Consider the following 20,985-nt stretch of genomic DNA (forward strand, 5'->3'; position numbering starts at 1 on the left):
CGCACTTACCACCTGTCCAGGCCAGGATGCTCCTGACGTGGGGCTGCCCTTCCCTGCGAATCAGAAGGCTAGGGGTTCGATTTCCTTTGGCCTGTGTAGCGGAAGCCCTGATCATCTTGACGATGATCAGGGCTTTTGTTTGGAGATCATGTTTCGGTGTCTGGCGGTTGTCGGGTGATCGTTCCCAGTACGGCCCCGCGCTCCGGAGTCCGGGGTCTCGTTGGTTCGCCGCTTGGCGAGCCTCCCCGTGAGGCATTTCTCGTGGTCCTGTGGAGAACTCCCAGCCCGTTGCCTGCTTCGGTGGACGTGACCGGAACGCCCCTGGCGAGCCGCGTGGAGAGGCAGGCGGTGAGGCGCGATCCTCGGTACTTCGAGCCGTCTCACGGAGACTCGCCAGATCCGCAGGAACGTGTCTTGGCCGACTCAGCTACGGATGAGAAGGCTCAGTGCCCTCCGAAGGGGACACCGCCAGACGGGAAAGACGTACACGGGTTCGCCCGCCGGTGTCGACTCCTTCTTGACGTAGGTCAGAAGGGGCCGCCCTCCGGATAACCGGCCTTGGTGACGGCCTTGCGGGTCTTCGCGTCGAGTTTCTTTTCGCTGACGACCTTGCCGGCGACCGGTGCGGCGATCTTCACCTTGGTGCCCCAGCCCGAATACCTGGTGTCGGTGTGGAAGGCCATCTGGTCATAGGCCGAGCTGCCGCTGTCCGGGTAGGCCGTCGTGTCGACGACCGTGCGGGTGAGCAGGTTGTGCTCATCGAAGTACAGGTGGAACTCGACGTCGCCTTCTCCGGCGGACTTGTCGTGCCGGAAGTCAGTGAGTTTGGCGGTGCCCTGATATTCGCCGGTCGCCACTTCTGAAGCGTTGTCCAGCATGAACCGCAACTCCGCTGGAGTGGCGCCCACATTAAGGACGGCGTTTTCGCGCCCACTGGCCTTCGACTGGATCCAGGAACGACCGGAAGGCAGCGCCCTGGCGATGCCGGTGTTGGTCACGTAGGCGTTTTTTCCTTCGGCGATGACTCGGTAGGGAGGGTTGGACCCTTTCTGGCGTGAGGACGTGCGGACGCGGAGGTCGACAGCCGCTACGTTGCCTTTGCCGAAAGCCACGGCGCCGGCCGTACGGGTGTTCACCTGTACCTGCATGGCCCGGTCGTCGACGGTGAAATCCACAGTGATGCTGCTCGAGTCGGTGATCTTTACGCCTTTGCCCGGGACCAGCTGGGCCTTCAGGGCTTTCACCGGGTCCACTGGAGCGGCCTGCACGGTTGTGACGGATGCCGCTTGAGCGGGTACGGCCACCGTGCCCACGGCCGCAGCTGTCGCCACGAGGCCTGCGAAGAAGAGCTTCATCAGCGTCCTTGCTTAGGGGTATACAGCAAGGAAAAGAGTAGAGGGTGGTGCAGGCGGGATAAGGGCTATATTGTAACGATCCTGTGCAGGCCGATGATTCCAAGCGGCGATAGCCCTCGACAGGGGCGATCAGGATAGTTCTTGTGTCCGCTCTCGTATTTTCAGGTCAGCTCGCTCCACGGCCGACTTTGCTCTCCTCTGCAGAGAGAAGAAGCATGTCGCCCTGTTGGGGGCGTTTACCGGGTGTAAACGGTCCGATGTCTCGCGTTTTCTGTCGGGTTCCGTAGCCCGTGCCGTGATGACGCCGGCGACGGCCACTCTTGCTATCACGGTTGCCGACAACGGGTCTGGAAATCGATGGACGTTCGTAGAACGTGGTTACGGCGAAGGCATCCGTGAGCAGGCGTTTCTGCCACGGTGGACGCGGATGGACGTTCCCGGACCGGCTACGGGCCAGGAGGTTAAAGGTTCGAGTCCTCTCGGCCACGCGGCAGCTCACTGATCTTTAATTCGTGATGTTCGGTGATCATGTGAATGTGATGGTTTGCTGCGGTATGCCCAGGTCATGCGGTATGCGCAAGGCGGCGGCCTGACCGCCGCACAACGAGCCAAGCGTGAACAGGTACGGCTGCGCGCGGCCGAACTGCTCGCCCGCGGCTACACCGACGCCGACGTCGCCAAAGAACTACGGGTCAGCCGGATGTCGGCCAACCGGTGGCGCCGAGCCTGGATGCGCGGTGGTGGCGCGGCCCTGGCCTCCAAGGGCCCGGCGTCGCTACCGCGGCTGAGCGATGCGCAGTTCGCCCGCCTGGAGGCCGCGCTGGCGCAGGGGCCGGCCGCGCACGGCTGGCAGGACCAGTACTGGACGCTGGCCCGTATCCGGCGGGTGATCGGCCGGATGTTCCATCTGACCTACTCCCTGCCCGGGGTGTGGAAACTGCTCAGGCGGCACGGCTGGTCATGTCAGGTACCGGCGCGCCGGGCGAGTGAGCGGGATGAGGAGGCGATCGCGGTGTGGAAGACGGAGGTGTGGCCAGCCGTGGGACCACTGCGGCGGACCTGGGGGCGTGGGTCTGCTTCGAAGACGAGTGCGGCCGGACGATGAGGCCGCCGATGGCCCGCACCTGGGGCGCGCGTGGCGTCACGCCGGTGGTGCGGGTGCCGGGCCGCCGCGAGGGCAGGGTCTCGGTCGCGGCCCTGGCCTGCTACCGGCCCGGCGGGAGGTCCCGGCTGATCTACCGGATTCATATCTACCGGCGGCGCAAGAGCGAGGCGGCGAGCTTCACCTGGCGCGACTACCGGGACCTGATCGTCATGGCCCATGTGCAACTCGGCGCGCCGATCGTCCTCGTCTGGGACAACCTGAACCGGCACATCTGCCCGGACATGCGGCGCTTCATCGCCGACAATGCCGACTGGCTGCGGGTCTTTCAGCTGCCCTCGTACGCTCCGGATCTCAATCCAGTGGAAGGCATCTGGTCGCTGCTGAATCGCAGCGGCCTGGCCAACCTCGCCGCGGCAAACCTGGATCATCTGGTGCGTGCGATCAAGCGCGGGTTGAAGAAGGTCCAGTACCGGTCTCATCTGATCGACGGCTGCCTGGCCGAGACCGACCTGGTCCTCAAGTCCTCGTAACTCCACGAATTAAAGATCAGCAGAGCCCTCTGGGATCCTCCCGGAGGGCCTCCTTCATGGCCGTGCGGCAGCGAAATACAGCAACGCGGTAACCGTCCCTGGACATCACGCTTTTGCAGGGCCGAGGAAGTTCCGAGGTCGGCGGGTTCGTCCGGTGCCGCCGAGGTCATCTCGGAGACGGCGACCCACTCGACGGGGAGCGCCCGCTCAGGTGGTTCCTCGTCCTTCGCCGGCGGAAGGAGCGTTCTGTTCCGCACCGCCGTACGGTCTTCGGGAGCCTGGCAGGTCAGGGCGGCGAGAATCCGGTACGTCCGTCGCGGGTCCTTCGGCTCCGCTGATGCGGACCAGGCCTTGACGGGTCCCCACACTGTACGGCGAGGCCGCGAGAGTTTGGGAAGCGTTCCTCTGGCCGGCCGGGTTCGACGGAGAGGTGAGCGGCCATGACGTCATCGATTCCGGTCAAGGCCTCGGACGGCTCGAAAACTCCGGTGAACGGGGTCGGAGCGGTGACGATCCGTGCCGACCCGATCCGTACGACGGCCTCGGCGCCGGTCACGCCCATCGGATCCGGCCGCCGACCCCAGGCTTGGGTAATCACTCGTTGGTCTGTGGGACCTCGTCGTCCCCGGGCACCCGCCGGATCTCGATCTTGGACCCAGGGGCCGCCGGGACCCGCTTGGCCCACTCGACCGCTTCCTGTTTCGAGGCGACGTCGAGCATGAAGAAGCCTCCGAACAGTTCCTTGGTCTCGCCGTACGGTCCGTCCGTGACCACCGGGGTCTCGCCGCTGAAGTCGACCACGACGCCCTGGCCCGGATCGTCCAGCCCCTCCGCCGCCAGGAGAACACCGGCCTTGACCGCGTCCTCGATGAATAGGCGGGTCGTGGCCATCAACTCGTCGATATCGGCCATCATGGCCGCGTTCGACTCGTCGGTGCCCCGCATGATCAGCAGGTACTTCGGCATCGCGTTCTCCTCCTCCGGCGGGGCCGCCTCTCGGCCCTCTCATCTACACGTCGAATAGGCGGCCCCGCGAATCGACACGGTCTTGGAGAAATCTCTCGTCGCGACGTGGCTGATCTTTCCGGGCCGCGTTTCGCCCGCCGAAGTGACCTCTGCGCGACGGCCGCGGTGATTGAGCCCGGTTTCCGGGGCGGGAATCTGCGAGCACCGCAGGATGCGCATCGTGACAGCGGGGCGGCCAGGAGCGACACGAGGGTGGCCAAGGGCGACGAAGGGACAGCCACGGGCGATACGCGGGAGTGGTCAGAGATGAGGGGCGGGCCGGAGGGCGTGGGGACGGCCAGGGGAGACGAGAGGGCGATCAGGAATGACACGAGGCTGACCAGGGGCGACGCGGGGGGTGTCGGGGTGGCGCGGGGGTGGACAGGGGCGGCGTGGAGGCGACCAGGGGCGATGTGAGAGTGGCTGAGGGTGAGGTACAGGCTCGCCAGGTGGTGTGAGGGTGGCTGGGAGAGATGAAGGGATGGTCAGGGGTGAGGGGCGGGTCGGAGGGCGTGGGGACGGTCAGGGGAGGCGAGAGGGCGATCAGGAATGACACGAGGCTGACCAGGGGCGACGTGGAAGTGGCCAAGGGTGGCGTGGGAGTAGTCAGGGGTGAGGCGGAGGGCGCCGGGTGGTGTGAAGGCGGTTGGGAACGACGCGAGGGGGCGTCGGGTGGTGGGCTTGGATCGTTGGTCTGCTCGTCCGGTGGTAGTTGATTTTGAAGTTCTGGTTAAAATTCTGCGGCTCCATCGGCTGCTGTTCCGCTTGGTGAAGACGGTGTCGCCGCCCCTGGCGGTCCTGTGCACGGCCTGTACGTGCCTGTGGTCACTTCAAGGCAGGCCTGGATTCAAATACGGTTTTCACCGCATTGGGGCATAGTTAACTATCTGAGGTATTTAACTGCTTCATCCAGCGAATGAACGTTTCATGGGCATGAAAACGGCATGACAGAAGCCTGACAACGGTATGAAAACAGCCCAAATATCGCTACAAGCAGGCGCGGTTCCAAGGCCCCACGCGGGAGGCCGACGCGCGGGGGAGGGGGTCCCGCCCGCGGGTGTGCGTCGTGATCTTCCAGCTACCGGGATCGGGGGGTATCGTGGGTGTCACACACGCAGGTCTCCGCGATCTATCAGATTTTCTTAAAGATCCCGTGTAGAACTCCTCGATGGACGGGTGCTCTCGCCCGCCAACAGACTCCCTTCCTGAGATCTGGCAGCGGACCCGAACGATTGGGACCGCCTCACAGGAAGCGCGATCTATGGCGAATCGATCCCGGAGAGTGGCGCCCGTAGGGCTCGCGCTCGTCCTGGCCCTCGTGACGGCGGGCTGCAACGCGAACTCGCAGTCCACCGAGCCGACGAAGGACAAGAACGCGACGGCGCTTGAGTCCGTGCCCAAGGGCCAGACTCTGCACTACCTCTCGCGGCGCGCGAACGAGTCCTTCGAGACAGCCAACGCGCAGATGGTGCCGACCAGCCGGTTGCGGTGGGTGCACCGCGGGCTGACGTCGTGGCAGACGTTCCCGGACAAGGACACGATCCTCGTGCCGGACCTCGCCACCGACACCGGTACGACGGACGACGGCGGCAAGACGTGGACCTTCACGCTGAAGGAGGGCCTGAAGTTCTCCGACGGCAGCCCGATCACCGCGCAGGACGTGAAGTACGGCATCGAGCGGTCGTTCGCGCCGATGTTCCAGGGCGGCCTCGGCTACCACAAGACACTGCTGGTCGGCGGCACCGACTACGACGGCCCGTACGACGGCAAGAAGCTCGACTCCATCGAGGTCGTCGACGACCACAAGCTCGTCTTCCATCTGGCGCGCCCGTTCGGCAACTGGCCGTGGATCGTCAGCATGCCGGCCTTCGCGCCGGTGCCCGCCGCGGCCGACACCAAGCCGGAGACGTACGGCGAGCACCCGGTCGCCAGCGGCCCGTACCAGGTGACGAGCTTCCGCAAGGGCTCGCAGGCCGTGCTGGAACGCAACCCGAACTGGAAGGCCGACACCGACCAGGTACGGCTCGCCGGCCCGGACAAGATCGTTCTCGACATGGGCCTGAACAACGACACGATCGTGCAGCGCCTCATCGACGACAAGGGTGAGGACAAGAACGCGATCAGCAACGCGCTCATCTCGCCGTCGCAGTTCCAGCGGATCGAGTCCGACCCGTCGATCTCCAACCGCATGGCCAACAGCCCGTCGGGCTACTTCCGCTACCTCGCCATGAACGTCAAGCGCCCGGGCCTCTCCGACGTCCGCGTACGGAAGGCGATCAACTACGCGATCAACAAGGCCGAGCTGCAGAGCGTGTACGGCGGCCCGAAGTTCGGCGGCCAGATCACCTCGACCATCATGACGCCCGGCATCCCCGGCCGCACCGAGTACAACCTGTACGACGGCGGCGACACCGGCAACGTCGACAAGGCGAAGGAACTGCTCGCCGAGGCCGGAGCCTCCGACCTGAAGTTCACGCTCACCTACCCGACCGACGTGAGCGCGATCGAGGAGAAGGAAGCCCAGAGCATCAAGAACTCGCTGGCGCGGATCGGCGTCAAGGTCGAGCTCAAGGGCCTCGACGGCGACACCTGGTCCGAGCTCGTCTCGTCCGACGACGGCGACTACGACATGACGACGAACGGCTGGGGAGCGGACTTCCCGAGCGGCATGAGCACCATCCAGCCGCTGTTCGCGTCGAGTGAGATCGGCAACGGCGGCGGCAACGCCTCCAAGTACTCCAACCCCAAGGTGGACGCCGCGATCGACGCCGCCATCGCGGAGCCGGACCTCGGCAAGGCCGCCACGATGTGGGCCGCGATCGACAAGCAGATCATGGAGGACGCCCCGATCGTGCCGATCCTCGTGCAGCGCACGCAGGCCCTGGCCGGTTCGAAGATCATGAACTACTTCATCCCCGCCTACCCACCGTTCGCGAACGAGTTGGTCGTCGGTGTCGGTAGCTGAGATCCGGCAGGCGGAGGGCCGGGGCACGTCGGCCCTCCGCCGCTTCCTCAGGAAGCGGTCCGGCGTCGCCGGCCTGGTCATGCTGGTCGTGCCGCTCGTCGCGGGACTCTGCGCCCCGCTGCTCGTGTGGATCGAGGGACAGGACCCGAGCACCCTGCACACCGACCTGCTCGACCCGGACGGCGGCCGTCCGCTGGGCGCCTTCGGCGGCGTCAGCGCCGACCACTGGTTCGGTGTCGTCCCGGTGACGGGGGTCGACCTGTTCGCCCAGATCGTCTACGGCATCCGCTCGTCGCTGTTCATCGCGTTCGGGGCGAGCATCCTGTCGATCGTCTTCGCCGCCGTCCTCGGTACGGCGATCGGCTACTTCGGCGGCTGGTTCGGCGCCGTCGCCGGGCGGTTGATCGACTTCATGTTCGGCTTCCCCGGCCTGATGTTCGTCATCGCGATCATGGCGATCGTGCCCGCGGAGATGCCTCGGGGCCTGGTCCTCGTGCTGGTGCTGGCCTTCTTCGGCTGGACCGTCCCGGCCCGGATCATCGGTGCCCAGGCCGGCGCCATCAACGCCCGCGCCTTCGTCGAGGCGGCACGCGCGACCGGGGCCCCGCCCTGGCAGATCATCCGCCACGAGATGCTGCCGCACCTCTTCGGCCTGGTCGTCGTCCTGTTCGCGATGTCCCTGCCCGGCAACGTCAGCGTCGTCGCGGGGCTGTCGTTCCTCGGCGTCGGCCTGCGTGGTGACGTCCCCGACCTGGGCAAACTGCTCTCGGACTCGCTGCCGTGGATCTACAGCGGCGCGGACGTCTGGTACATGCTCTTCCCGGGAGCCGTGGTGTTCCTGATCGTGTTCGGCGCCACGCTCGCCGGTGACGCGCTCCGCGACGTCCTCGATGTGCGCACGGAGGATGCCGCATGATCGTCTACATAGCCCGCCGCATGGTCACCGCGGTGTTCATGCTTCTCTCGATCGCCTTCGTGACGATCTGTCTCTTCTTCGGGGCCTCGAAGGACCCTGCCCGCGCCATGTGCGGCAAGCCGTGCCCGCCGGAGACCCGGGCCAAGGTCAGTGCCTACATGCAGACCGACCAGAGCGTGCTGTGGCAGTACACCGAGTTCGTGAAGGGCCTCTTCGCCGGCCGTACGTACGGCCAGGGCGCCCAGCAGGTGCACTGTCCCGCGCCCTGCTTCGGCTACTCGTTCCCGAACCGCAGCGACGTCACGACGCTCATCGCCGAGCGGCTGCCCGTCACGTTGTCACTCGCGCTCGGCGCGGCCGTCCTGTGCCTCGTCGTGGGCATCGGCCTCGGCGCGTTGTCGGCGATACGCAAGGGCGGGGTCGTCGACCGGTTCTCGACCGGGTTCGCGATGTTCGGGCTGTCGGTGCCGACCTTCCTCGTCGGCCTGCTCGTCCTCCAGGTCTTCGGCTTCATGCTCAACGCGCTGCCGTACTCCGGCTTCGTGTCGTTCTCGGAGTCACCGGCGGACTGGGCCTGGCACCTGATCGGCCCGTGGATGGTGCTGTCGTTCATCCTCGCCGCCGGCTACATCCGGGTCACCCGTACCCAGCTCCTCAACGAGCTCTCGGCCGACCACCTCGTCGCGATGACCGCGCGCGGCGCGTCGAACCGGCAGGTGAACCGGCACGCCGTCCGCGGCGTGATGGTGCCGGTCGCGGCGATGTTCGCGCTCGACGTCACCGCGCTGCTGGGTGGATCGGTGATCGCGGAGAAGGTGTTCAGCCTGCACGGGCTCGGCGACCTGCTGTTGTCCGGCGTGAACGAGTCCGACCTGAGCATCGTCGTCGGGGTGACGCTCTTCTCCGCCTTCCTCATCATCGTCGGCAACCTGATCGCCGACCTGCTGATGCCGCTTCTCGATCCGAGGATCCGCCGTGTCTGACCCCGTACTCCAGATCGAGGACCTGTGTGTCTCGTTCACCGGCGGCGGCGTCACCGCCGATGTGGTCCGGGATCTCTCCGTGAGGCTGGACGGCGGCCGCACGCTCGCCGTGGTCGGCGAGTCGGGATCGGGCAAGACGATCACCGGCCGGGCGATCATGCGGCTGCTGCCGCGCGGGGCGAGCGCCAGGGGCCGGATCGTCGTCGCGGGCCGGGAGATGCTCTCGGCCGACGAGCGTGAGCTGCGCCGGGCGCGTGGTCGCGACGTGGCCATGGTGTTCCAGGACTCGATGTCCGCGCTCAGCCCGTACCTCGACATCGGCGCGCACATCGCCCAGGCGCTCCGCCTGCACGACGCGTCGGTCACCCGCCGCGCCGCGCGGGCCCGCGCGGTCGAGATGCTCGACCGGGTCGGCATCCCCGAGCCCGCGGACGCCGTACGCCGCTTCCCGCACGAGTTCTCCGGCGGCATGCGGCAACGCGCGGTGATCGCGATGGCCCTGGTGAACCGGCCGGCGCTCCTCATCGCCGACGAACCGACCACCGCGCTCGACGTGACGGTGCAGGCGCAGATCCTGGCCCTGCTCCGCGAACTCCAGCAGGAGTACGGCATGGCGATGCTCCTGATCAGCCATGACTTCGGGGTGGTGGGGAGCGCGGCGGACGAGGTCCTCGTGCTCTACGCGGGCCGCCAGGCCGAGTACGGCAGCCTCCGCGACATCTTCCACCGGCCCGCCCACCCTTACACCGCCGGTCTCCGCGCGGCCACGCCGCGACTGGACGCCCGGCTCGAAACCGGAGGGCGGCGGACCCGGCTGCGCGCCATCCCCGGCGCGCCCACGTCGCTGCGCGACGCCGGACCGGGTTGCGCCTTCGCGCCGCGCTGCGGCCTCGCGGACCAGGTCGGCGAGCGCTGCCTCGTCGAGGCGCCGTTGCCCACCGCCCGCCCGACCAGCGAGGTCGGCGGTCTGCACCTCGCGGCCTGCCACCTCGATCGTCTCCCCGCACCGCAGGAGGTCGCCCGGTGAGCGAGCCGATCCTGGAGATGACCGACGTCAGCAAGCGCTACCGCACATTCGGTGGCTTCGGCCGCGGCCGCGCGGGTTTCCTCGCCGTCGACGGCGTCTCGCTCCACGTCGAACGAGGTGAGGCACTCGGCCTGGTCGGCGAGTCCGGCTCGGGCAAGTCCACACTGGCGCGGATGGCCAACGGCCTGGTGGTGCCGACGTCCGGCACCGTCCGTACCGGCGGGCAGGACCTCGCCCGCCTCGGCAGGCGAGGACTACGGCGGCTGCGGCGCAACGTCGCCATGGTCTTCCAGGACCCGTTGGCGTCGCTGAACCCGCGGCAGACCGTACGGCAGACGCTGGAGAACGTCTTCCGCGCGCACGGCGAGACGACGTCGACCGCCGAGCTGGTCGCGCTGCTGGAGTCGGTCGGCCTCGGCGCCGACTACCTGGGACGCTTCCCGCACGAGGCGTCCGGCGGGCAGCTCCAGCGCGTCGCCGTGGCACGCGCGCTGGCCCTCAAACCGGACCTGATCATCGCGGACGAGCCGACCTCGGCGCTCGACGTCTCGGTGCGCGCCCAGATCCTCAACCTGCTGGCCGACCTGCAGCGCGACCAGGGGATCTCGTTCCTCCACGTCAGTCACGACCTGGCGGTGATCCGGCTCTACAGCGACCGCGTCGCCGTCATGCAGCGCGGCCGTATCGTCGAGACCGGCCCGTCCGACGAGATCTTCCGCTCCCCGCAGCACCCCTGCACGCGCGCGCTGGTCGAGGCGACACCGGAGGCGGAGCCGCCTCCCTGGCCTGCGGGAGCGTTGCGCGACGCTGACGAGGCGTGCCACGATCACGACCATGTCTCACCGAACGATCACCCTGTTGTGAGCCGGCCGGAGGCCGGCGCCACAGAGCACTGAATGAGGACACGTGGGAACCGACCTGTTCGTCCGAGAGTACGGGCGGGACGCAGCAGATGCGCCCGCCATTCTCATCCTGCACGGCGCCGTGGAGTCCGGCGCGTGTTACGGTGACGCCGTCGACCGCTGGGGAGGCGACTACCACATCGTGGCGCCTGACGCCCGGGGCCACGGGAAGTCGCCCAGCCGCCTGCCCGAGCACGAGGGTGTTCCGTCAACCGACGTGATGGTGCAGGACGCGATCGACATCCTCAAGGACATGCTCGACGAGACCGGGCGCAGGACGCTCGTCGTCGGACACTCCATGGGCGCGCGGATCGCCGCCTTCGTCGCCGCCGACGCCCCGCACCTCGTGGCCGGTGTCGTGCTTGAGGACCCGCCGTGGTGGGTGCCTGAGGCAGGCCCCAACCCGTGGCTCAGCGTCGAGCAGACCATCAAGGACCCCTTCGACTACGCGGACACGGCGTCGATCGAGGAACTCGTGGAGATGCAGCGCGAGCTCTATCCTCACTGGGCGGAGCAGGAGCTGCGCCCGCTCGCCGAGGCGATGAAGGCCGTCGACACCGACTACATGGGGCAGCGGCTCCACGAGAAGCGCCGGATCTGGACGCCGACCGCGCGGCAGATCACGGTCGGCCCGGCGGGCGTGCCGGCGCTGCTCGTCACCGGTACAGGCGACGTCATCGTCGACAAGCACTCCCGTGAGCGTCTCACGGCCGTCGCACCCGGCTTCGACGTCGTCGTGATCGAGGGCGCCCACCACTGTGTGCGCCGCGACAAGCCGGACGAGTACCACCGGCACGTCGACGCCTTCCTCCGGGAGAACGCGCCACCGGCCGGAGCCGTCACTCGACACTGAAGGTGTCGGACCGCGCGAGCGGGCCGTAGATCTCCGAGTCCGGCGAGGCGACGGCGGCTCGCATCGCCTCAAGTCCCGCGCGTACGACGGGGTGACCCTGGTTGTCGCGTCGCGTCGTCATGATCACCTTGCGCAGCGGCGCGACGCCGCGCGTCGGCAGGATCGCCACCCAGTCGGCGTCGCGGGCGGAGAGCGCGGACTCCGGCGCCAGGCAGATCCCGGCCTCGGCGGCGACCAGCGCCAGCGCGGCGCGGTAGTCGTCCGAGACATGGGTGACCGACGGGTGGAAGCCGAGCTCGGCGCACGCCTGCAACACCATCGTGCGGCACGGGTTACCCGGTGAGGGCATGATCCAGTTCTCCTCGGCGAGCTGGGTGAGCCCGACGCCCTCCTCTCCGGCCAGCGGGTGCGTGTGGGGGAGGACGACCTTGAACCGCTCGATGTAGAGCGGGAACTTCACGATGTCGGGGGAGTCACGCTCGGGGCTGGACTCGTACTCCATGGTCACGGTCACGTCGATGTCGCCGCGCATCAGCATCCGGTGGCTCATGTGCGCCTCCGCGTCGACGACCGTGACGTCGACGCCCGGCGCCTGACGGCGCAGCTCGACGATGGCGGGTGCCACCAACCAGCTGATCGCCGTGGGGAAGGCGCCGATCCTGAGCTGCCCGAGGACGCCGCCCGCGTGCGCGGCCAGGTCGGCTTCGGCGATCTTCAGCCGGGAGCTGATCTCCTCGGCGTGCTCGGCGAGGATGCGCCCGGCCGGGGTGAGCGCCAGCTTGCGTCCCGCGCGTACGACGAGCACGTGACCGACCTCGCGTTCGAGCGCCGCGAGCTGCTGCGACACCGCGGACGGCGTCAGGTGCAGCGCCGCCGCGGTCGCGGTGACCGAGTCGGACAGCACGAAGGCGCGGAGGATGAGGAGACGGCGGGGGTCGATCGTGGGCACGCGGGCTCCGTCGCGAGTCGGCCGGGCGTCCGTCACGGTAGGAGCGTCCGCGAGGCGGGACCGGGGAACCCCGATGCTAGCGGGCGCCTCAGGACGTGAAACGTTCCGGCCTGGGCTTTTCGCCGCCCACAAGGGCCCGATCCTTGGCCCAGAACCCTGCCGCGACGCTCGTCTCGCGTCGGCCGGCGCGAGCCGTCGACGTGGGCGACCACGACGGGCATGGTCGGGAGGCGCCGCCGGAACCGATCGACGCACCGGAGTCCGCCGACCTGGGCGCCGTTACCGACGGTGGCCCTTCTTCTTACGGCCGGCCGGTACGGCCCGGCGGCCGGAGCCGTTCTGCGCGGGCTTCTGCGCCTGCCGCTGTGCCGGTTTCTTCGCGGAGGAGGCGGGGGCGGCGGGGGTACGGCCTCGCGAGCTGTTCACCGTACGGCCGCGGACGATGCCGATGAAGTCCTCCACCAGGTCGGTGGTCGCGTCCGCGGGCCAGCTCAGCGCGACCTGGGACTGCGGCGCGTCCGACACCGGCCGGTAGGTGAGGTCCTTGCGGTGGTGGAGGCGTGCCAGGGACAGCGGTACGGGGAGGATCCCGGTGCCGCTCGCCACCAGCTCGACCGCCTCCGCCGTCGTGGCCGGGCGGGTGAACGCGGGCTGTCCGGGCCGGACCGCCCACTCGATGGTGTCGTCCAGGGGGTGGAACACCTCGTCGTCGGCGAGATCGGCGACGGTCACCTCGTCGGCGGCGGTTATCACGTGGCCCTTGGGCACCATGACCACCGTGTCCTCCACATAGAGAGGAATCACGCTGAGCCCGTCCCGGTCGATCGGCAGCCGGACGAACCCGGCGTCGGCGCCGCCGTTCCGCAGGAGTTCCACCACCTCGGCGGCGGGAACCGCGACCAGGGTGAGCGGCACCTCGGGCATTCTCTCGTTCCAGACGTTGACCCATTTCGCGGGTGTCACCCCGGGCACATATGCCAGTCGGAACACCCTGCCGGTCTCTCCATCGGTCACCTCCCCAGAGTATCGATGTCAGGAGAACCTGTTCCGGCTGGCTACTCTTGACGCCATGACCTCGCCCAAACCGAAGACCACCCAGACGATGAAGCCTTCGACGGCGGCCAAGAAGCTGGGTGTCCCCCTCTCGGCCACTCCCGCCGAGTTCCAGGCGAGTGTCGTCTCCAGGGACGAGCTGAACGAGTTGCAGTCGACGCCTCCCGCCTGGCTCGTCGACCTGCGCCGCAACGGCCCGCACACCAAGCAGGTCATCGCCGCGAAGCTCAAGGTCTCCGTCGCCGGTCTGCTCAGGAACGGGATCACCGAACCGCTCACCACCGCCGAGATCGACGCGCTGAAGGAGCAGAACCCGGAGTGGCTGGAGCGTGAGCAGGCCCTCCAGGTCAAGGTTCGCAAAGAGGCGCTCCGCCTCAAGCAGCAGGGCTAGACGGCTGAGATCCAGGGACGGTCAGGTGTCGTATGAGCCGTCCCAGGGTTCGTGGAAGCCGAGGGTGTCGGGGTAGAGCTCGGCGTGTTCCGCGCCTTCGAAGGTCTCGATGACAAGGCCGAACAGCACGTCGTCGACCTCGTGCCGGAAGGGCCGGACGGCGATGTCGCCGTAACGGCGGCCGGGGAGGGCGTCGAGCCACCGTGCCAGCAGGTTCTCGGCGGTTGCGACGGCTGTCCGGTGGTCCTCATCGGTGCCGGTGCGTTCGACGCGGGAGCCGAGGTGGTGGCCTGAGGCGTCGAAGGTGTGCAGGACTGCGTGCCAGCGTTTGTGGGCGGGCCAGTCGTCGGTGAGGGCGTAGCCGTTCGGGAAGGCGGCGACGACGGAGCCGAGGAACTGCCCGCCGTCCCAGTGACCGATCGTGTCGGTGTGATAGCCGGGCTCGTGGGCGATGGGGATGACCTCGGGGACCGTCATGCGCTGAAGAGTAGCCACCGGGTACGACAACGCCGGCGCCTGCCCGATCCGGCTACGGCGCGTGGGAGTCTTCGGGACGCCGCGGTGACGGGCGAACGGATCGGCGCGCCCCACCTGGCCGTTCGTGCCCTGCGAGCGGGTGAGAAAAGACGCCGGTCGGGCCGTCGAGCATGGTCGCCCGGCGGCCCGGCCGTACGGTCCCGGAGGTCTCAGCCCAGGCCGTGCGCTCGCTTGTACTCCAGGGTGTAGGCCAGCTTTCCTGGCTTGGCGTCGGAGTACGGCTTGCTCAGCTTGTCGAACTCGCCCTTGTTGGCGGCCTTGCCGTTGTTCCACTGGGCCAGCGCGCCCAGCTGGGCGGCGGTGAAGCCGTTGTCGACGACGGTGCTCTTGGGCAGCGCGGTCATCGCCTCGGTCAGTGCCTTGACGGTGGCCAGGTAGCTGCCGTGGTCGTTCTGGTTCCAGCCGGCCAGGTCGATCGGCTTGGCGTCGCGGACCCAGCTGCCCCAGTAGAACTCCTGGAACGGCAGCCCGTTCTGCTCGTAGCCGATGTCACGGCCGAAGTAGAGCAGGCTGCGGTACTTGTCGTCGGCGAAATTGGCCAGGCCCACGCAGGTCGGCAGCTTGTTCACGGTGACCGGCTTGCCGTTGGGACCGCGTAGCCACACCCACTTCTGCGCCCGCATCTCGTTCCAGAACCTCTGCCGGGTGAAGGTGCTCAGGTTGGCCTGCACCCGCAGCCGTACGTGCAGGTCGGCGCCGCCGTCGGGGGTCTCGAAGAAGGAGGTGAGCGTGTGGTGCCCGTCGGTGAGGAACGGCTCGCCACCGGGACCGATGACGACGGTCTTCATGGGGGCGACGCTGTCCGGCGTCTCGGCGCCGACCGGGATCTGACACGTGAACGAGGACGGGTCGTCCAGGCGTGCGCCGGGCGAAACGGACGCCGCCTCCTCCCTGCCGTCGGCCTCGCACCAGTCGTCGAACTTCTTGTTGATCGTGTCCTTGCCGAGGGTGTAGCGGCCGAGCTTGTAGTACACCTCGTCGTAACCGAGCGACGGCTGGGTCGGGTGCACGTCGCCGATGCGGACGTCGAGCAGGTCACCGGGCTTGGCGCACAGGTACTTCGCGAACGGCGTGTTGCGGTTGTCGTGCTCGCAGAAGGACGGCCGGTTGCCCGGCGCACCGGGTGCGGCGAGAGCGGATGGCGCCAGGGCGGCGCCGGAGCCGACGGTGACGGCGACGGCTGCCCCAAGTGCCGAGGCCAGGCGGTACGGAGAACTGAAGCGCATAACACGTGCTCCTCGTCGGCATTGCGTCTATCGACGGTGAGAGTGCCGGTAACCAACCAACGTACGAGTGCATGCTCATGACATCCAGGGGAACCGGCGGCGAACATCGTGTTCTTCTTCGGGGAACGAAGGAGTGCGGGCTTTCCGAACCGCCGACATCGGCTTTCGGACGGTCGGGACTCGTCGCCGCCGACGAAACCGAGTCGCCGGATCTCAGAAGGCGCTCACCGGGTGGTCCGGCTTGAGCGGCCGCCCGGTCCCGGGGTCCAGGACGATCACCTGCCCACCCCAGGGCGCCCGATCGTCACCCGGTCTGTCGTCCAGCCGTACGTGTGAGGGATCGACCCAGGTCACCGTGGGCAGGCCGTCGGAGTGCTCGGAGCTGAAGCGCTCCACCAGGGGCCACTCACGCGTCAGCAGGCCGTCGTTCCTGCGAACCACAAGCGCCCAGTCGGGGATGATCCAGTCGTCGTACAGAACACGCACCTCCAGCCCGCTGCCGGTCGGACCGGGGATCCGGGCGTACACCTGCCAGCTGTTCACGAAGGTGACCAACCCCACCGTCGCCCAGATCATCCCCAGCGCGATGGCGGGACCACGGGGCCCTCCTCCGAAAACGAGCGCTCCGGAGAGGACGATCAGGCTCACGGCCAGGGTTCCCAGCAGGACCGGCCGGTCGAGAACCGTGTAGTGCCCGAGGGCGCCGACCAGGGCGCCCACCACCGCGAGGACCGCCAGAACGAAGAGAACACCGGCGACCCGTGTGCGTAGACTCATGGCGGCACGCTACGGACCGGGACTTGTGATCCACTGGGAGACGAGCCTGAGCCCTGTCGCCTCCCGCGTGGCGGTTCCGGCATCCGGCGGGACGCCGGAGACGGCCACGAACGGGCCGGAAGGCTACAGCTTGCCGAACACCACTTCTGAATATTCGGTGTCCTCGATCTCGATGGGCCGGGCCTTTCCCGTCTTGATGTCGACCAGGCGGTAGCCGCCGTGACGCATGCTGACTATCACCGCCGATGAGCCGACCCAGCGCTCCACGTAGAGTACGTCGTCATCCTTGACGTTGATCGTGCGATTCGTTCCGTCGTCGGTGACGTTCTCCACGCGTATCTTCGGTCGCCGGCCGTACGTGCCGGCGTACATGGTGCCGTCGCCTGACACCGATGTGTCGTAGGAAGTGCCGACGACGGTCCGCTCCTTGGAGCCGTTCGGCCGTCTCAGCCAGGCGTTCTCCTCGATTCCGTCAACGGTCACCAGGCCACGCCGGGTCCAGCCTATTATTCGTTCCTCCGGATAGGAGTCCAGCCTTTCGAAATCGCGGAGGTCCATCACGACGACGGGGTCCTTGCCTGGCTGGATTGCGATGTAGCGGTCGTCCAGGGAGAAGTCCAGCGTCAGAGAACCTTCTCCACCCGCCAGAACGGGCAGCGTCTCGGTCTGGCCGCCTCTCACGTCCATGAGCGTGAGTTCGCTCTTCTCGCTGTCGTAGTGAGCGATCCTGAGGCCGTTCTGGCTGACCTTCAGGAAGTCGCCGTGCAGACCGGCCAGGACCCTGCGTTCGCCGGACGTGGTGACGACCGCCCACTCATCCCTGTGCCCGGTCTCGTTGTAGCGGTCGGCGATGCGGTAGGCGTACCGGACGGCCACGTCGGGCCCCGTCGGGAGACCCACGGCCAGAGTCGGTCTCACATACGGCGGAGACGGCGGCGGGTTTTCGGTTCGCTGAGAACCCGTCGCCAGCAGGGAGGGTATGCACGCCGCCATGAGAACACCCGCGGCGCCTACCGAGGCCATGACGGAGCGCCTTCTGCGATAGAGCTCCGCGAGCTTGAGGGCCCGGTCGGTGTCGAATTCTTGTTGTGCCCTGTCGAACTTCTGCGCGGAGGCGTCCGCGGCGGCCCGTCTGACCTTGTCGATCCGGCATCCGAGCAGATCGGCCACATTCTCGTCCGACCATTCGTCGTGAAACAGCCCCACCACGGCGGCCCATTCGCGTCGGGAACGCCGTCCAGCCGACGCCGACCGGGGCCACCGATGGAAGGGGGACAGAAAACGACGGTAGAGAGTGAAGTACGCGTCGCGGGAGTCACCGCGATACGAGAGCGCCTGGGCTGTCAGGCGTCGGGCCCGAACGGGGTCTCCAGTGAGGGCGAGGGCGGTTCGCAGCAGCGGTTCCACCCAGGATTCGTTGACCGGCTCTACCACGACAGCCTTCCTGAGTCGTTCCTTTCCGCGAACTCCAGGCCCGGAGGGGTTTCGTCCCTCACCATGTTCTTGGTCCCGTCGGAGACGTCCACCACGTAGTAGTGCTCCCCGGCCTTGGCGAGGACGTGCCTGCCGTCCAGCCATGCGATGGCGCGGGACGACCGCGGAACGGGCAGCGGTCCGAGCCGTTCGCCGGTTTCGACGTCGTAGAGTCGGCCGCCCGCGGAAAAGGTCACACCATCGGGCGCCAGGCCGATATCAACCTGATCGTTCTCCGGGTCGTCGAGCGGCTTGACGGACCCATCGTCGTGCGTGACGAACAACCTGTTCGGCCTTCCCAATCCGCCGTGGCGGCACCACCGATTCCCGACCACCGCTGTCGCAGTGAGCCCGTGGACCACGCAGACGCCCGGAATCTCTCGCGTCCGACCGGTTTCGAAGTCGGTCAGGATCGTTTTCGGATATCCCTGTAGCGAGACCGCGAATGACCGGCCATCCGGGGAGACGGTGAGATCAGTCCATTTTCCCAGCTCTTCTCCGCTCAACGGGGGAGTAAGCGCTCGGGTCTTTCCCGTGGGCAGGTCCATCGCGACGAAGCGATAACTCTGCGCGTCGAGGTAGGCCACACGGTGACCGTCGCGGCTGATCGCGAACTCGACCATGTCGGGGTCCCCGTCGATTCCGGAGATCTCGGTCGCGGCCCGCGCGATGGTCACCACACCGTTGTCCGAGGTGAGACGCAGCGTCAAACCGGTGCACAGGACTGTTCCGACGGGCCGGTCACGCCGAGGGTCGGGGCATTCTTCGCGTTCGCCGGACAGCGCCGGCACCGTCGTGGGTAATGACGGGTTCACCCACCAGCCCCTGGTGTGACCCGCAAGGACCGTCGCGAGGGCGAGGGCGCTCAAAGCCGTCACGCTGAACCGCACACGTCGGGCACGGCGCGCCAGCGGTCGCCAGTGACGGGTCATGAACCATGACTGTACAGATCACGGATATCACGTGGTAGATCATTTATGCGTTGATCGTCGGTGAGCCCGGCGTGAATACCAATGACGCGACCTCGAATTCGATGGGAGATTCCACGCGGTGCGAGACGGGCCGCCGCCACGCCTGTTCTTGGACGACTCCCATCGCCCTTGCGATGCCCGCTTTCGCGGTGAGGCCGGGGCGGTGACTGTCGGGGGTGTCTGCTTGGGTCACCTCAGGAACGAGTACCGAACGGGCGGGAATGGGAATGCGGCGGTCAGAGCGTCTTTGGCATCTTGTCCGGTCCTACGGCATGGGCGAATGGTTCATGGCGGTCTGGGTTGAGGGGCTGGAGGTGTGGGAGGCGGCACGACGCCTGGGGGTGTCGGTCGCCGACGTGGACGACGCGGTTGAGTGCGTCTGGGCGGACGCCGTGCGCGGGAGGCCCGCCGATGGTGACGCGGGGGTCGTCTGGGCCGGTCGGCTGACGGCGGACTGGACGCAGATCATCCAGGTGCGAGGGTTCGACTGCGATCAGGCTCTGCGGGAGCTTTCGTACGGCGGGCGGGCGCTGCGGATGAGCTGGGACATCAACGGGCCACGTGATCTTGAGTACGCGGTCAACGGTGACTATGTGACGGACTTCAGCGTCACCGTTCCCGGAGAGCGGTGGGGGCGCGATCCGCAGGCGCTCGACTCCTACGCGCGGGGATTGACGTTCGACCTGGACGACTCCGGCTGGATGAGCGATCCGGAGCTGCCGGCAGGGTGGCTGGAGTACTGCGAGTGGGAGGAGGCCCGCCTGGAGAACGGGCAGGAGGACTATGAGGATGACATTCCCGACGGGTGGCAGGACTTCATCTCGCTCGCTCTCAACGGGTACAGCCCGCCCATGGCCACCTGCCTCACCTCAGCCCTGACGCTCGTCGGCAGGGTGACGGGCCGGGAGATCGACCGGGAGTGGATGGACGGGGCCCACACCCGCTACGTGATCCGCGAGCGGTGAGACCGTCGAGGGGAACGATCCGGCTCGGTGGAGGCAGCCGCGGCCGGACATCACACGGATGCGCCGGGGGCCTCCGCGGGAGGAACGGTCGTGAGCGCGTCGGCCAGTTCGGGCAGGGAGGAGACGACGACCGAGCCTTCGGCGGCGGCGAGGTGCTTGCGTCTGGCGTGTTCGCTGACCACCCCGATCGCCCGGGTTCCGGAGTCCTGCGCGGCGAACATGCCTTCTGGGTACTGGCTGACCAGCGCGCAGTCGGACGGTTTCACCCCGAGCGCTTCCACCGCCCGCCGGATCATGGCGCCGGCGTTCGGTTTCCGAAAGCGGCGAGACCGCTGCTCACGTCCGATGACCGGTCCCACCAGGTGACGCAGACCATGTGCGTCGAGGTGGGACTCCATGGCCTCAGGACAGGTGTATCCCATCACGGCGACGGGCCTGCCGCTGACCTGGCAGGCCTGGAGCACCTCACGTATCCCCGGCGTGGGTGTGGCCGTCCTGGCCGCGGACATCTCCATGTCATGGACGAGCTTCTCGGCCTTGGCGCCGTGGGCCGGACCGACCTTCCAGGCGTATTCCATCATCCATAGCGGATCGGTCACGGTGGCGACCAGGAGGGACATCCGGTGCTTACGCCTGAAGAGCTGGGTCTGGATCCTGTTGGCGATCGCGGCGGTGTCCGTGTCGGCGAAGAGATCGCAGAGTGTTCCGTCGAAGGGGAGCAGTACGGCGTGCGTGTGCTCCAGGACGCGGGCGACATGGGGGCGTACGCGTGTGCTCATCAAGCGAAACCCTCCTGATCACGGTGTCACGACCGGTCGTAAGTTTGCCGTACGGTGTGGCCGTCGTTTCGGCGGTACCGGGTCACCGGGTGCGGCTGTTGGGGGCGGTGGGCACCACTGCACGACGATTGGGCGCACGGCGGGGACGCCGAACCTCCGGATATCCGAAGCCAGGATCCGAGCTTCGCCGGCCTTCACCACCGCGGCACGCGCCGACAGCCAG

General features: G+C 67.7%; 20 protein-coding genes. 10 read left to right on the forward strand and 10 right to left on the reverse strand.

What is annotated here, in order from left to right; genetic code table 11:
* Positions 1-527: 527 nt before the first annotated feature.
* Positions 528-1,355 (reverse strand): hypothetical protein, encoded by an 828-nt coding sequence (locus ACFYY8_RS36540; protein ID WP_390049123.1) that lies wholly within the window; start codon positions 1,353-1,355, stop codon positions 528-530.
* A gap of 565 nt (positions 1,356-1,920) precedes the next feature.
* Between ACFYY8_RS36540 and ACFYY8_RS36545 the strand changes: the two genes are divergently transcribed.
* Both ACFYY8_RS36545 and ACFYY8_RS36550 read left to right on the forward strand, forming a co-directional pair.
* Positions 1,921-2,460 (forward strand): winged helix-turn-helix domain-containing protein, encoded by a 540-nt coding sequence (locus ACFYY8_RS36545; RefSeq protein ID WP_390049124.1) that lies wholly within the window; start codon positions 1,921-1,923, stop codon positions 2,458-2,460.
* 8 nt (positions 2,461-2,468) lie between these two features.
* The gene (locus tag ACFYY8_RS36550; protein WP_390049126.1) at positions 2,469-2,990 is read left to right on the forward strand and encodes a transposase; all 522 of its coding nucleotides are present in this window, start codon (positions 2,469-2,471) and stop codon (positions 2,988-2,990) included.
* A 594-nt stretch (positions 2,991-3,584) separates the two neighbouring features.
* Here the strand turns inward: ACFYY8_RS36550 and ACFYY8_RS36555 are convergent.
* Positions 3,585-3,956 (reverse strand): YciI family protein, encoded by a 372-nt coding sequence (locus ACFYY8_RS36555; protein WP_390049128.1) that lies wholly within the window; start codon positions 3,954-3,956, stop codon positions 3,585-3,587.
* Positions 3,957-5,256: 1,300 nt separating this feature from the next.
* Here ACFYY8_RS36555 and ACFYY8_RS36560 point away from each other — a divergent pair.
* From ACFYY8_RS36560 to ACFYY8_RS36585, 6 genes are read left to right on the forward strand one after another with little or no spacing between them, the layout of a single operon-like run.
* Positions 5,257-6,960 (forward strand): ABC transporter substrate-binding protein, encoded by a 1,704-nt coding sequence (locus tag ACFYY8_RS36560; protein WP_390049130.1) that lies wholly within the window; start codon positions 5,257-5,259, stop codon positions 6,958-6,960.
* A complete protein-coding gene (locus tag ACFYY8_RS36565; RefSeq protein WP_390049132.1) occupies positions 6,947-7,876 on the forward strand; it encodes an ABC transporter permease in 930 nt (309 codons plus the stop codon). The genes ACFYY8_RS36560 and ACFYY8_RS36565 overlap by 14 nt, the downstream gene beginning before the upstream one ends.
* Positions 7,873-8,859 carry an ABC transporter permease gene (locus tag ACFYY8_RS36570; RefSeq protein WP_390049134.1) on the forward strand — a complete coding sequence of 329 codons (987 nt, stop codon included), beginning with the start codon at positions 7,873-7,875 and terminating at the stop codon, positions 8,857-8,859. Before ACFYY8_RS36565 ends, ACFYY8_RS36570 begins: the two co-directional genes overlap by 4 nt.
* Positions 8,852-9,886: an ABC transporter ATP-binding protein gene (locus ACFYY8_RS36575; protein WP_390049136.1), complete on the forward strand. Its 1,035-nt coding sequence runs from the start codon at positions 8,852-8,854 to the stop codon at positions 9,884-9,886. Before ACFYY8_RS36570 ends, ACFYY8_RS36575 begins: the two co-directional genes overlap by 8 nt.
* Positions 9,883-10,782: an ATP-binding cassette domain-containing protein gene (locus ACFYY8_RS36580; RefSeq protein ID WP_390049139.1), complete on the forward strand. Its 900-nt coding sequence runs from the start codon at positions 9,883-9,885 to the stop codon at positions 10,780-10,782. Before ACFYY8_RS36575 ends, ACFYY8_RS36580 begins: the two co-directional genes overlap by 4 nt.
* 10 nt (positions 10,783-10,792) lie before the next feature.
* On the forward strand, positions 10,793-11,641 hold the full coding sequence (locus tag ACFYY8_RS36585) for an alpha/beta fold hydrolase (protein ID WP_390049142.1): 849 nt from the start codon (positions 10,793-10,795) through the stop codon (positions 11,639-11,641).
* Here ACFYY8_RS36585 and ACFYY8_RS36590 read toward each other — a convergent pair.
* Together ACFYY8_RS36590 and ACFYY8_RS36595 are read right to left on the reverse strand one after the other, a co-directional pair.
* Positions 11,628-12,590, reverse strand: coding sequence for a LysR substrate-binding domain-containing protein (locus ACFYY8_RS36590; RefSeq protein ID WP_390049145.1), 963 nt, complete (start codon positions 12,588-12,590; stop codon positions 11,628-11,630). The genes ACFYY8_RS36585 and ACFYY8_RS36590 overlap by 14 nt on opposite strands.
* Positions 12,591-12,869: 279 nt before the next feature.
* Positions 12,870-13,604, reverse strand: a complete 735-nt coding sequence (locus tag ACFYY8_RS36595) for a LysR family substrate-binding domain-containing protein (RefSeq protein WP_390049147.1) — start codon at positions 13,602-13,604, stop codon at positions 12,870-12,872.
* Positions 13,605-13,659: 55 nt separating this feature from the next.
* Between ACFYY8_RS36595 and ACFYY8_RS36600 the strand changes: the two genes are divergently transcribed.
* Positions 13,660-14,034, forward strand: a complete 375-nt coding sequence (locus ACFYY8_RS36600; protein ID WP_390049149.1) for a DUF5997 family protein — start codon at positions 13,660-13,662, stop codon at positions 14,032-14,034.
* A 21-nt stretch (positions 14,035-14,055) separates the two neighbouring features.
* Here the strand turns inward: ACFYY8_RS36600 and ACFYY8_RS36605 are convergent, their stop codons facing one another.
* The 5 genes from ACFYY8_RS36605 to ACFYY8_RS36625 form a co-directional block, all read right to left on the reverse strand.
* Positions 14,056-14,511 carry a hypothetical protein gene (locus ACFYY8_RS36605; RefSeq protein ID WP_390049151.1) on the reverse strand — a complete coding sequence of 152 codons (456 nt, stop codon included), beginning with the start codon at positions 14,509-14,511 and terminating at the stop codon, positions 14,056-14,058.
* Between the two features lie 209 nt (positions 14,512-14,720).
* Complete coding sequence (locus ACFYY8_RS36610) at positions 14,721-15,797, reverse strand: ParB-like protein (RefSeq protein ID WP_390049153.1); 1,077 nt, start codon at positions 15,795-15,797, stop codon at positions 14,721-14,723.
* Between the two features lie 213 nt (positions 15,798-16,010).
* Positions 16,011-16,574, reverse strand: coding sequence for a hypothetical protein (locus tag ACFYY8_RS36615; protein ID WP_390049155.1), 564 nt, complete (start codon positions 16,572-16,574; stop codon positions 16,011-16,013).
* Positions 16,575-16,697: 123 nt separating this feature from the next.
* On the reverse strand, positions 16,698-18,008 hold the full coding sequence (locus tag ACFYY8_RS36620) for a hypothetical protein (protein WP_390049157.1): 1,311 nt from the start codon (positions 18,006-18,008) through the stop codon (positions 16,698-16,700).
* On the reverse strand, positions 18,002-18,979 hold the full coding sequence (locus ACFYY8_RS36625) for a hypothetical protein (RefSeq protein WP_390049159.1): 978 nt from the start codon (positions 18,977-18,979) through the stop codon (positions 18,002-18,004). Before ACFYY8_RS36625 ends, ACFYY8_RS36620 begins: the two co-directional genes overlap by 7 nt.
* A 311-nt stretch (positions 18,980-19,290) precedes the next feature.
* On the opposite strand from ACFYY8_RS36625, the gene ACFYY8_RS36630 reads away from it, so the two are divergent.
* The gene (locus ACFYY8_RS36630) at positions 19,291-19,983 is read left to right on the forward strand and encodes a DUF6461 domain-containing protein (RefSeq protein WP_390049161.1); all 693 of its coding nucleotides are present in this window, start codon (positions 19,291-19,293) and stop codon (positions 19,981-19,983) included.
* 50 nt (positions 19,984-20,033) lie between these two features.
* Here the strand turns inward: ACFYY8_RS36630 and ACFYY8_RS36635 are convergent, their stop codons facing one another.
* Entirely contained in the window at positions 20,034-20,762 is a 729-nt protein-coding gene (locus tag ACFYY8_RS36635) for an HAD family hydrolase (protein ID WP_390049163.1), read from the reverse strand.
* Between the last annotated feature and the right edge of the window lie 223 nt (positions 20,763-20,985).

Origin of the sequence: Streptosporangium sp. NPDC001559 (assembly GCF_042893955.1) — a bacterium.
Classification (GTDB): domain Bacteria; phylum Actinomycetota; class Actinomycetes; order Streptosporangiales; family Streptosporangiaceae; genus Streptosporangium.